This window comes from Paraburkholderia sp. MM5384-R2 (assembly GCF_014201025.1).
Classification (GTDB): Bacteria; Pseudomonadota; Gammaproteobacteria; order Burkholderiales; family Burkholderiaceae; genus Paraburkholderia; species Paraburkholderia tuberum.
This window is the reverse complement of sequence record NZ_JACHDI010000059.1, coordinates 1-11,138: the sequence shown is the minus strand read 5'-3', so window position 1 is coordinate 11,138 and position 11,138 is coordinate 1. Positions and strand designations below refer to the sequence as shown.

At 55.5% G+C, this 11,138-nt stretch carries 9 protein-coding genes and 1 pseudogene; 5 read left to right on the top strand and 5 right to left on the bottom strand.

Translation table 11 applies throughout. From position 1 onward, the window contains the following. The first annotated feature begins 400 nt into the window (after nucleotides 1-400). The 3 genes from HDG37_RS38235 (at nucleotide 401) to HDG37_RS38225 (ending at nucleotide 3,531) form a co-directional block, all read left to right on the top strand. Nucleotides 401-1,312 carry a polysaccharide deacetylase family protein gene (locus HDG37_RS38235; RefSeq protein ID WP_184056685.1) on the top strand — a complete coding sequence of 304 codons (912 nt, stop codon included), beginning with the start codon at nucleotides 401-403 and terminating at the stop codon, nucleotides 1,310-1,312. 257 nt (nucleotides 1,313-1,569) lie between these two features. After that, complete coding sequence (locus tag HDG37_RS38230; protein ID WP_184056683.1) at nucleotides 1,570-2,511, top strand: glycosyltransferase; 942 nt, start codon at nucleotides 1,570-1,572, stop codon at nucleotides 2,509-2,511. Between the two features lie 99 nt (nucleotides 2,512-2,610). Further along, the gene (locus tag HDG37_RS38225) at nucleotides 2,611-3,531 is read left to right on the top strand and encodes a glycosyltransferase (protein WP_184056679.1); all 921 of its coding nucleotides are present in this window, start codon (nucleotides 2,611-2,613) and stop codon (nucleotides 3,529-3,531) included. A gap of 46 nt (nucleotides 3,532-3,577) precedes the next feature. On the opposite strand, the gene HDG37_RS38220 is transcribed toward HDG37_RS38225, so the two are convergent. Next, the gene (locus HDG37_RS38220) at nucleotides 3,578-4,009 is read right to left on the bottom strand and encodes a hypothetical protein (RefSeq protein ID WP_184056676.1); all 432 of its coding nucleotides are present in this window, start codon (nucleotides 4,007-4,009) and stop codon (nucleotides 3,578-3,580) included. On the opposite strand from HDG37_RS38220, the gene HDG37_RS38215 reads away from it, so the two are divergent. Then, nucleotides 4,008-5,255, top strand: coding sequence for an ISL3 family transposase (locus HDG37_RS38215; RefSeq protein WP_184056673.1), 1,248 nt, complete (start codon nucleotides 4,008-4,010; stop codon nucleotides 5,253-5,255). The genes HDG37_RS38220 and HDG37_RS38215 overlap by 2 nt on opposite strands. 289 nt (nucleotides 5,256-5,544) lie before the next feature. Here the strand turns inward: HDG37_RS38215 and HDG37_RS38210 are convergent, their stop codons facing one another. Continuing rightward, the gene (locus HDG37_RS38210; RefSeq protein ID WP_184056671.1) at nucleotides 5,545-6,669 is read right to left on the bottom strand and encodes a glycosyltransferase; all 1,125 of its coding nucleotides are present in this window, start codon (nucleotides 6,667-6,669) and stop codon (nucleotides 5,545-5,547) included. Between the two features lie 105 nt (nucleotides 6,670-6,774). After that, nucleotides 6,775-7,371, bottom strand: a pseudogene (locus tag HDG37_RS38205) (sugar transferase); the annotation flags it as partial. A 1,216-nt stretch (nucleotides 7,372-8,587) separates the two neighbouring features. On the opposite strand from HDG37_RS38205, the gene HDG37_RS38200 reads away from it, so the two are divergent. Further along, on the top strand, nucleotides 8,588-9,673 hold the full coding sequence (locus tag HDG37_RS38200; RefSeq protein WP_184056665.1) for a glycosyl hydrolase: 1,086 nt from the start codon (nucleotides 8,588-8,590) through the stop codon (nucleotides 9,671-9,673). 445 nt (nucleotides 9,674-10,118) lie between these two features. On the opposite strand, the gene HDG37_RS38195 is transcribed toward HDG37_RS38200, so the two are convergent. Next, on the bottom strand, nucleotides 10,119-10,652 hold the full coding sequence (locus HDG37_RS38195) for a hypothetical protein (RefSeq protein WP_260335281.1): 534 nt from the start codon (nucleotides 10,650-10,652) through the stop codon (nucleotides 10,119-10,121). Nucleotides 10,653-10,880: 228 nt separating this feature from the next. Beyond that, on the bottom strand, nucleotides 10,881-11,138 hold a 258-nt coding region (locus HDG37_RS38190; RefSeq protein ID WP_221312284.1), incomplete at its 5' end, for an AAA family ATPase.

The window sequence follows — 11,138 nt, the reverse complement described above, 5'->3', positions numbered from 1 at the left end:
GAAACCCCAGGGCGGGTGTACGAAAAGGGTGGAAGCTCGATTTAATGTGCAGGCGATGCGGCGTTGCCAGATCTCGCTTTTTGTCACGGGACGGCAACATTTTGGGTGCGGGCGCTGCGCGCGTCAGTTCGGTGTGCAACGCAATCTGTCAACAATTCCTCTGCTTTGCGCGCCACCAACTTCAGAATAATCGTCTTACCGTACAAAGATAAGACTGCCTAATTCTCCGCTGAACCACTGTTTCCCCCAGTAGATTCCTCGGTGGAAAATTAGCGTATATTTCACACTAACAAGTATCCCAGACTATCTGAGGACGGTTATCACCTCCGTACGCTAACGCACATCGCTTTTGTGGCCGTGACGGCACAATCCCGTTCAACGCTGTTAGCTTGGGATGCATATGAAACAATTGATGCGTGAGATATTCACACGCGCGCTGCTTCTCAGTGGAGGCCCCGCGGCGATTCGAGCCTTTCTCTGGCGCGATCGCACCGCGATTCTGCTCTATCACGATCCGTCGCCCGCCACGCTCGAGGCTCATTTTGAGTACCTGAAAGACAAGGTCGAGTTCGTGCCGTTGTCGCAGGCAAATTCGCGAGGTAGTGGTCGCCCGCGCGTGGCCGTCACGTTTGACGACGGCCATATCGGCAATGCAAATCTGCTGCCCGTATTCATCAAGTACGGCGTGTACCCGACCATTTACATCTGCAGCAGTGTCGTGGCGCACGATCGTACTCACTGGTTCCTACATCCTGTCGCGAGGGATGCCGGTGTGAAGCGGCTGATTCGCATGAAAAACCACGAGCGCCTGGCTGAACTCGACGCGCGAGGCTTTCGTCAGGACTTGCCAGACCCAGCGGCGACGATTAGTGGCCTCAGCGCCGCCCATATTGAAGAGATGCGCCCCTATGTCGACTTTCAGTCTCACACACGCTATCACCCGACACTAACCTTCTGTGACGATGACGAATGCTTTGAAGAGCTTGCGCTATCAAAGTCGGAGGTAGAACGGATCGTAGGTAAGCCTTGCGAGCATTTCGCGTATCCCTATGGCATTTATGGTCCGCGCGAAGTCGAGCTGCTGAAGGCCGCCGGCTACAAGACCGCACGCACGACCGACGTGGGCTGGAACGACGAAGGAAGCGACCCGTTCCGACTCAAGGCGTTCGACATTGACGATGACTCTTCAGTGTCGTGGTTCGCCGCGCAGCTCACGGGCCTGACGTTGGTGCCGCGCTATCTGCGACTGGGACGCGTCAGGCGCCTGGCTCAGCGCATCTTCAGCAGGCCACGTGCGTTGAACCAGGCGTAGAAAGCACAGCGCCGACGCGACAGCTCGCGCAGCGGCGTACGACACCGTCGTGCACCGCGCTGCATCCAACCCAGGGCAGCGAATCGTCACGATAAGGTATTCGCTAATAAAAATACTATCGCGCGCGATCTCGGCTTCGAGCAGAACAAGCGGTCAACGTTCGAGCACCTGTCAATCAAAGGCGCAACCGGACCGCCGGTGCATTATTCGTAACGGCCTTATTGTTCCTTATCTCTATGGTAAAAAAGGAAGGCGGCATGCGTAAAATCTTCATCATGTCTCCGGGTACCGCCAATTATCCGGAAATTACTGCCTATCAAAACTATTTTAAAACGCGCGGCGTGGATGTGATGGTCGGAACAATCAGCGATTACCGCGCCCTCGATAACAAACGAAATTTCGTGTTGTGGGAAATCATGGGTTTTTATCCGAACCGGCTTGAATCCGATTTTGTCATCCATGACTACCGTTCTCTCTCCGTTGGCGGCTGGCCGGCGATGAAAGACGTCGCGAAGCGGTATTTCAATTGCCAGCCGAATCTGCGGATCTTTCAGAACAAACGGCAACAGGAGATCATGGGTTTCGGTCACGGCGTACCCAGTGTGATCCTGCCCATGGGCGTGCCGAACTGGATCTTCGAGGTACAGGATGGCGGTCAGACCGAAAAGAAAGCTGATTTCTGTTATATCGGCGAAATGAGCGTCGAGCGGGGCTTCGATCGCGTGCTGGAAGCATTTATAAACAACTTTCAGAAGCGCGACGTCTCCCTCCTCCTGGTGGGAAAACCGGACCCGCGCATCTACGAAAGATTTTCGAATGCAAAAAATATCATTTTCACTGGGCCGTTGCCGCAGCGTGAGGCGCTGAAGCACGTGGTCGAATCCGATGTTGCGGTGTGCTACTTCCCCTATCACCGGCCGCACTGCTATCAAACGCCGACCAAGCTGCTCGAGTATGCAGCGCTCGGCAAGAAAATCGTGTGCAACGACTCGCCGTCGAATATCAGATGCTGTGAAGAGATGGGCATCCACAGTGTGATCACCACGGCGAACATCTTTGACGGAATCGATGAAGACGCCGCGCGCGGTGCGACAGCGAATCGTCGGACGGATTTCGCTGACCTCATTTGGGACCGGGTGATAGAGCAGTCCAACGTCGCGACATTTCTGCCAACGGATATCAAGCTAACCAACGCTTGACCCATCCATTGACGTGCGGCATTTCAACGAATGCGACTCGAACTGCCCTTGGTAGCACTGAGTCAGCCGAAGAGACGACATTTGAACGGTGGTAATGACATGCAGATATTCATTCTTCACCCCGGCAAGGCGAATTATCCTGAGATAGACGCCTACACGAAGTATTTTGTGAGAAACGACTGTAAGGTAACGTCAGGGACCCTGGATGATTACAAAAAAGTCAAGAATCCGGAGGAGTACGTTCTCTGGTGCATCATGGGCTTTTACCCCAGGATCCCTGCTGCAAAATACGTTATCCACGATTACCGCTCGCTGTCTGTCGGGCGTAACAGTGCGCTAAAGGACAGCATCAAGAAATCGTTTCAACCACGGCCCGATCTTCGAATATTTCAGAACGACTCAATGAGTGCAGTCATGGGCTTCCGCGACGGCGTAGATACCGTTTTCCTGCCGATGGGCGTACCAGACTGGATTTTCACGACGGAGGCTGACCGCAACCAGGCGCTTCCGTCGGGAACGTATTGTTATCTGGGCGAGATAACGCGGGAACGCGGCTTTGTCGGCTTCATCAGGGACTTCCTGGCCGCCAAGCGCAACTCGGATACCCTCGTTCTGATTGGGCCTGTTGAAAAGGAAATCTCCGACGCATATCTTCGATCGCCCGGCATCCTGTTCACGGGACGTCTTGCGCAACGCGATGCCCTCGCGGTGGTTCGCAACTGCGAGATTGCTATTTCAACCATCCCGTACAAGCGTCCGTATGACGTGCAGACGCCGACCAAGCTTCTGGAATATGCTGCGCTCGGCAAAAGAATTATCTGCAATGACTCGCCTTCGAATCTGAACGCCGCCGCCAAGTTTGGAATTCAATGTAAAGTAACGGGCCCAGACGTATTCTCTAGCATCTGCAATTTCCACGGCGATATGGTGCCGAAAAATGACCCCTCCACGCTGCTGCATTTGCGGTGGACAGACATAATCGCCGCCTCGGGCGTGGAGCGATATCTCGCGCGGCTCTAAAAATTAGGATCGTCGGCGGAATCTGTGGGTGAATTAGTGTGCGCGGCTAGCCAGGTGAAGCTCGATTCAGATACTGATAGAGCTTGCGACACGTTGCATCAAAGGAATTTTGTGCGGGCTCGGAGATAGCTGGCCAGATGAGGGGGCCGCCGTCTTCCTCGATGAGTTTGTCGAGGAGGGTTGCCACTGGAAGAGTAAGGAGATCGGGATCTTCATGGCGGCGCCGGATCATTTCGCCGCCGAGCATCCAAATGTGATCGCGGTGCCGAAGCAATGTGTTCCGTGCGTATCCCAAGGTTAGGAGATACTCAAGGAAAGGCGTGAGTATGGCCACGATTGCCTGTCCAGTCGGAATATCTTCGTCGTCGACTTGCCACGACGCAGGCCAGTTATGCAGATCTGGGACGTACTGCGCAAGCGCTTGCTGTTCGGGGACAATGGCGACTTTGTCCTTGCCGGTTCTGGGCTTGCTAATCATGTTGCTGACCCGTCTGCTTAACGCCTGTCATCATTTTCCCGGCTTTGTATATGAAGGGGCGCGGCTGTGCGAGACAACTCAATCCATCGAGATCGACGTTCGGCCGCGCAAGGGTTCGAAGCCGATTTTCTCATGCTGTAACCGGCCTGCGCGGGGTTACGACTCGCTCACACAGCGCCGCTTCGAGTTTATCCCCGTCTGGGGCTTTGCCGTGTTTCTGCTCTATACCATGCGACGCGTCGATTGTCGTGCCTGTGGCGTGAAGGTCGAAGCGCTGCCGTGGGCCAACGGCAAGCACACGCTCACCCGCGCTTACATGATCTTCCTGGCGCAATGGGCGCGTAAGCTGTCCTGGAAAGAAACAGCACAGAGCTTCCGAACCAGTTGGGAGAAGGTCTTCAACGCAGTGGAATGGGTCGTCGACTGGGGGCGGAGCCATCGCGAGTTCGGCACGATCCGCGCTTTCGGCGTGGACGAGATCCAGTATGGCCGCGGACACCAATACCTCACGCTCGTCTACCAGATCGAGGCCGGCTATACGCGACTGCTCTGGGTCGGACAGGAGCGCACGAAAGAGAGTTTCGCGAAGTTCTTTGCCATGATCGGAAAGCCGCTATCTGAGAAGGTCGAATTCGTGTGCTCGGACATGTGGCAACCCTACCTGGAGATGATCGCGCGTCATTGCCCGAACGCTCTGAATATCCTCGACCGCTTTCACATCGTCGCCAGGATGAACAAGGCCATCGACGAAGTTCGTGCCGACGAGGCCCGGCGCATGACTCGCGACGGCTACGAGCCGGTGCTCAAGAAATCCCGCTGGTGCCTGCTCAAGCGGCGCGAGAATCTCACCGGCAAGCAACGCGTTCGTCTGCGTGACTTGCTTCAGTACAACCTGCGCAGCGTGCGAGCCTATCTGCTCAAAGAAGAGTTCCAGCAACTCTGGGATTACATCTCGCCCGTGTGGGCCGGCAAATTCCTCGACCAGTGGTGCACTCAGGTAATGCGCTCACGTATCGAGCCGATGAAGAAGTTCGCCCGGACGGTGCGTACACACCGGGAGCTGATCCTCAACTACTTCCGCGCACGAAAACAGTTCTCCAGCGGTGTCATCGAGGGGCTGAACAACAAAGCCAAAGTCACCATGAGAAAAGCGTACGGCTTCCGAACCTTCAGAGCCACGGAAATCGCGCTCTATCATGCACTTGGCAAGCTCCCCGAGCCTCCATCCACCCACACTTTTTACTGACCAACCAAAAATTAAAATGGTTTGCGCGATGACACGCGCAAACCATTTCTCAAAAGTCAGTCTCGTCGCGATCGGCGTTCCGTAAACGTTGGTTACGGAGTGGTGCTTCGATTCTTGCCGCGCCCCATCGGCACGTTCGGGCCAGTTCTTCGCCCGTCCCGACTGCGCGAATCGATGAAGAGTTGATGGTCACGCGCGTGAAGAGGCTTTTGTCCGCTACTCTTCACTTCGGCAAGAGCACTGTATGCAATCGGTCCCAGACGACGGCTTGCTGCAAATCGCGCAGTAGTCACTCGCTCAGCACCGAACGGCCCTGGCGAATGCTTCTCAACTGGGCCGAATAAAGCAGCGCGATGTTGTTGAAGAAACGATCTTCACTGAATCTGTTGCGCGCTTCCTCCTGCGCGCGCCGCAATAAACCTTCACGAAATTTATCTTCGGCTATCATCTTCCGGATCAGCGAAGTCGCTTCCGCAGCCGTCCGATAAAGAACGCCGGTCGAATTGTGACGAATGGTGTCTATATTGCCGGGACAATCTGACGCCACAACGGGTGTGCCGAGCGTCATTGCTTCAATCAGAGAAATCGGCATTCCCTCCCAGGAAGCTGTCGACAAATAGATATCCGCTTGCGCCACAGCCGCGATTACGTCGGCACGCGTAAGCCAACCGGTCACACGCACGCCGGCGTCCTCGAGCGTCCCCCTGAGATCTGCGTCGCCGTCGCCGATCCATACGAACTCGACGCCGTCCCGATCGAACGAGCGTGCAATCTCCGCGAACAATCGCGGATTCTTTTGCACACGAATGCCGCCGACAGTCACAATTTTTCGCCTTTTCGTCGATCCGACTTTTCCGGCGCTTTCCAAACGATTGTTGCCCTGGACACTGACAGCCCGATCGATCGCGTTCTCGACCAGTACTGCATCTCGCCGAAGATAGCGGCGAATAGCTGCGCATTCACTGTCGGAGCAGCCAACGTATGTGCAGTTCTTCACACACGCAAGCAACTCCAACGCGGCGAAACAGTATCGCTTCAACCTGCCTATGTCTCGCCGTACGAAAGAGATGCAGTGCGGGCTATAAAAAAGCGCCGTTGACGGCAACGCGAACAAGGTCGACATTCGTCCCAGGAAACCTGCGAATGACGAGTGCAGATGGACGATATCCGGGTTCAATTCGATCAGTTGTTGGCGCAAGCCAGACATGATCCGCGCCAATGATGGCCCTTTCATCTGCAGATGCTGCAGGACGACGTCAGAGTGAAACATCGCGCGCAAATTCTTCGGTGTTTCCTCGCGCTCTGAATAGATCACATACACCTCGTGACCTTCCTTGGCAAGGCGCGTCGCAAGCGTGCTCACAACTGCAAGCGTTCCTGTAGCAGTCGATTCGATTACGTGGACCACTCTCATAACATGTTTCTCGTGAATTGCGCAGCAATAGCGGAACACATCCCCGATCGGTCACGGCGATCGGGACGACATGCAATCTACGACAGGGAAAGGACCCCAGCCGGCTCAGTAGGCGCCGTCTTTCGCGAACACCACTTTGACGGTTCTCAGAAGAATCGACATATCGAATGTCAACGAGCGGTTCATTGCGTATTTGACGTCGAGCGAAACCCGCGTCGGATAGTCCACATCGTTGCGGCCGCTGACCTGCCATAAGCCTGTCATTCCAGGCTTCAGCGCGAGGTAGTAACGAACATCGCGGCCATATCGCACCAGCTCCTTCTGCACGATAGGACGGGGTCCCACCAGGCTCATATCGCCGCGCAGCACGTTCCATAGTTGCGGCAACTCATCGAGGCTCGTCTTGCGCAGAATGCGGCCAACCGGCGTCACACGAATATCGTTTTTAAGCTTGAAATCGCGGTCCCATTCCGCACGAGCCTGCGGATCGGTTGCGAGCAGTTTGGCGAGAACTTCATCCGAGTTCTTGACCATGGAGCGGAACTTCAGGCACTTGAAAGTACGTCCTCCTCGGCCAATTCTCGGATGACCATATACGGCGTTTCCGTGATCTCTCATGACTGCCAGCGCAATTATCAGAAGAACCGGGAAGAGCAGGATGAGTAGAACCGACGCCCCGCAAACGTCCATCGTTCTCTTCACTGCGTCGTCCCACCTTGCGACGAAGATGTTCTCGCTTTGCGGGTTCGAGTCATCCAGGGCGACCTGCTTTGAATTCGCCTCATGGCACGCCTCTTCCAGTTTCGGATCCGCGGTGGCGTTGGATTCGAACATACTATCTCCTCAGTTCGGAAACTCGTGGGAAACGATGCCGGCGCAGGCACCCTGCGCTTGCAAAACAGATTTTGATGTGGAAGTGAATCGTTTAGTGAAGCTAATTTCATTGATTCACTGACGAGTCACGACGAGCGTAACATCTCACTCAAAGACCAAATGTTAGCAATAGCGCATAAAGTCGCCATCGTACAGTTCGATCGCGACACGTCGCCTTCATCTGGTGCACCAACAGTTCTTCTGCCAATCAAATACGCAGAATTCGAATCATGGCTTCGTTCTTTGATTGCTCTTATCGCCAGGTACCACTCGTAAACATCATGACAAAGCGTTCAGGTCAGACGCATACTTTTATCAGACGTGTAACCCGTTCTTTCGAAAGATCGTGATTTCGAATTTGTCTAAAGAGAGACGACAATTTTCATCTTTAGGAAAAAAGAAGATTTGATGAAGGAACAACTTGTGTAATGACTGAGTGCGGCAGGGTCTATGCGATGACTCGCGCTGCACATCGAAGTCGCAAGTATCCCGGCTCGGACTACGAATCGATGTGCGTTCCCGTACATGATCGGACGATTCGCTCATTGCGGAGTTCGACGCGAAGACTTCGTGATATGCCGACGAGCGTGGCGCAACCGGCGTCGGAAATCTGATAGTGAGGCATTGCGTCACACAACAAACTGCAGCTGGGACTGATGCCGAACAGGGGGGCGCATCCTTAGGAAGATTGAGTCGCTCTGTTCGGAAGTGTAGTGTCAGTGCGGGACTCTGGCGTCGACACGGTATTCGATGCGCGTGTTCGACATATCCGTGCCGTCAATGCGGTCGCGTCAACAATTGATGTTCATCGGCACACTTAACTCTGACGTTTTCGGAACCAATTCCAGGCGACAGCATTTATAGTTGAGAAATGAAACTCACACTTTTCTTTTTATTCGCCGTCTTAACACTTTTGTGTGGGCAGCCGATGTCGGCCTTCGCGAAGAACGGTCGCACCAAGACAACGAACGCGACTACCGCCACTGCTCAGCAACTCGCGGCGCTGCAGCCGCCGCCCACCGGAAGCGGAAACGACCGTTTTGCAATGGACGTGAACTGCAATCTCTGGAGTGCGGATCAGACGGCGCTGAGCGAATGCTCAAAGGACCTGGATCTGATTGCCGGATTGGGCGTCGGTACGGTTCGCCTCGGCGTTTCGTGGGACTTCATGACGCTGGCCGACGGCAGCACGCTGGACCCCAACAAAGTGGCCTTTCTGAAGTCGCTTCTGAACGCCGCACGCACGCGCGGCATGAAGATTCTTTTCCAGGTGGGCATGTACGCGCCGTCTAGCGCATACCAATGCCCGGCCACCAGGAATCCGCCGAGCGCATCGTCACCGCGACTCGACTTCTGCGACGCGACGTTCACGAAGTATCTCGGCTCGCTCATGGACGTCGTTCTGCCCTTTACGGCTGACATCGAACTGTTCAATGAGACCAACTGGTCGTTCTCCGCTTCGGACCCGTCTTACGGCGATCCGAACGGTATCTCCGGATACATTCTGAATCGCAGCAAGACGCTCTATTCGGAAGCCAGGCAGATCCTGAACACGAAAAGCCAGTCGGGCTACAAAACGGTTCTGCACACTCAGGGCATCTCGTACTTCTACAACTCGGCGTACCCGCATAACGGCTGGCAACCGCCCGCGGGCAGCGAGCTGATCCAGGCGACCGACTACATCAAGGCAATGGGTAACAACACCAAGAGTGCTTCCAGCCCGTTGAACATCGAGATCGACGTCGTCGACGTTCACCCGTACTTCAGCAGCGCCGACTACCAAACGCTGATGCAGTCGTTCAAGACGACCGTTTCGAATCTGGTCGCTAGCGGTCCCAAGCCGATCTGGATCACGGAAACCAACAACGGGACGACCCGTACGGACGCCGGACAACTCGCGGCATTCAATCAGTTGAAGGTGCTGATGGACAACGGTTCGGTGGCAAAGGCGTTCTGGTATGTCGTGCGTAACGGCGATCCGAGCAACGGGGAAGGCGACGGCTATTCGATCTACGATTACAACCGTAACCTGATTTGTCCGCAGCTTGCCGCCGCTATTCGGGCCTACACCGCGAGCATCCCGCGAGCGCAGCGATTCCTATCGGGTCCCTACCTGACTCCGGTCCAGTGAAGGCGTCTAATTGCAATCAATGAGATGAACGCGAACGCCGACTCCGCCGTTTGCGTCATTTTGCTGTTCTGCCCTGCTCCAAAGCGCTTGATGGTGTTGCAAAGAGGAAGCAGCGGACATCCGCAATGACGGATGAATCATAAGAGGGCGATGAGACTAATTATCCTCCTTTGATCCTCTCGCGCGCGCAACGCAAAGCGCACACGCGAAGACCCCAATCGCCACGCCGATCAGCAGACAGGCGGCATGCGTCAAGAAAGTTACCATCTTCCACTCCCTTTACGACCACATCGAATTTTCGAGAAGTTGAACAGCACGATGTCATCGGTGGCGTAGCTATGGCTTGAGATCTTCCCTAGCGGCACCGGACAGTGTGATGAAGGCGATCCAAAGTCCGGCGGAGAGTGACAAGGGCGCAAAGTCCCGCTTGCGGATGGATGCCGACCTAATAATCGAACTCACTATACCACGGGTATAGCCACGCTTTCGGCGCCAAACTCCAGAATGGCAACCGCATTGGATCGCCGGCGGGCGCGCGGGTTCTGAAGCCCGTGACGTACGAAAATAGCCGACGCGGTAGGCGAGCGCGAAGATGCCGGCGTCGCGATGGACGAATATCATCAGCATCAAAATGGCAGACGCCGGCCGGCACAAACAGAGAGGTCGAAAAGATCCCGCCATAGATGAAGACGCCGGTGCCCGTGCGCTCAGCTTTCCAAAGCGCCATCAGGCAGATGAAGTGCCCGGCGAACGCAGTGATCGATAAGAAACGGACCGTGGCGATCTTCGTGTACTCCCTTTCGCTGGTCAGCGCTTCACCCAGCGTCTGTTGCAGAAACACGCCGAATGCGAGGGCGATCACCGGAATCGAATCGGAGGGGCCGGAAATGATCGTGGCCACCAAGCGCGGGCCGATCGGCATGGCGACGGCGCTGGAACTCGTCATTGCACGCACGGCCTGGGCCTTGTCAGCCGCCATGCACGCAACCTCCAGACGCAAGCCGATTAACGAGCGGATAAAAAGTACCCGAGAGCCGTCGGCCCGCAGAACTTTCCGATCAATAGAATCGAAACGAAATTGAGCGCCTGACTCAGTACAACTCCAGCGACACTGACGAATGAGTCTTTGATATCCGCCAATCATCCACGGCGAAAGTCGGCTGATTTTTCATCGCCATTCGTGACGACGGCCCTCGCGCCGTGAAGGCTAGTCTTTCCTTGTCTCTCCACTGGCCGGCAGTGCATCGAGATAGGAAGCACTGCGATAGAGGTCTGCGCGCGCGCCCAGACTATAGCGATAGACATCCGTATCGATCCCGTTGAAGATCACGCCCTTCACCCGGGCATTCGCCTGCTTGAGCTGCGCGGTCGCCTCCACCACCTGCGCAATGGAAGTGGTCTCGAAGCGGGTCACCAGCAACACGGTGCCGCAGCTATCCGCAAGCGCGGTCGCGTCGGATACGGC

Coding starts and splice junctions, on each gene's coding strand:
- HDG37_RS38235 (WP_184056685.1), top strand. CDS start 401: ATGAAACAATTGATGCGTGAGATATTCACACGCGCGCTGCTTCTCAGT.
- HDG37_RS38230 (WP_184056683.1), top strand. CDS start 1,570: ATGCGTAAAATCTTCATCATGTCTCCGGGTACCGCCAATTATCCGGAA.
- HDG37_RS38225 (WP_184056679.1), top strand. CDS start 2,611: ATGCAGATATTCATTCTTCACCCCGGCAAGGCGAATTATCCTGAGATA.
- HDG37_RS38215 (WP_184056673.1), top strand. CDS start 4,008: ATGTTGCTGACCCGTCTGCTTAACGCCTGTCATCATTTTCCCGGCTTT.
- HDG37_RS38220 (WP_184056676.1), bottom strand. CDS start 4,009: ATGATTAGCAAGCCCAGAACCGGCAAGGACAAAGTCGCCATTGTCCCC.
- HDG37_RS38210 (WP_184056671.1), bottom strand. CDS start 6,669: ATGAGAGTGGTCCACGTAATCGAATCGACTGCTACAGGAACGCTTGCA.
- HDG37_RS38200 (WP_184056665.1), top strand. CDS start 8,588: ATGGACGTGAACTGCAATCTCTGGAGTGCGGATCAGACGGCGCTGAGC.
- HDG37_RS38195 (WP_260335281.1), bottom strand. CDS start 10,652: ATGGCGGCTGACAAGGCCCAGGCCGTGCGTGCAATGACGAGTTCCAGC.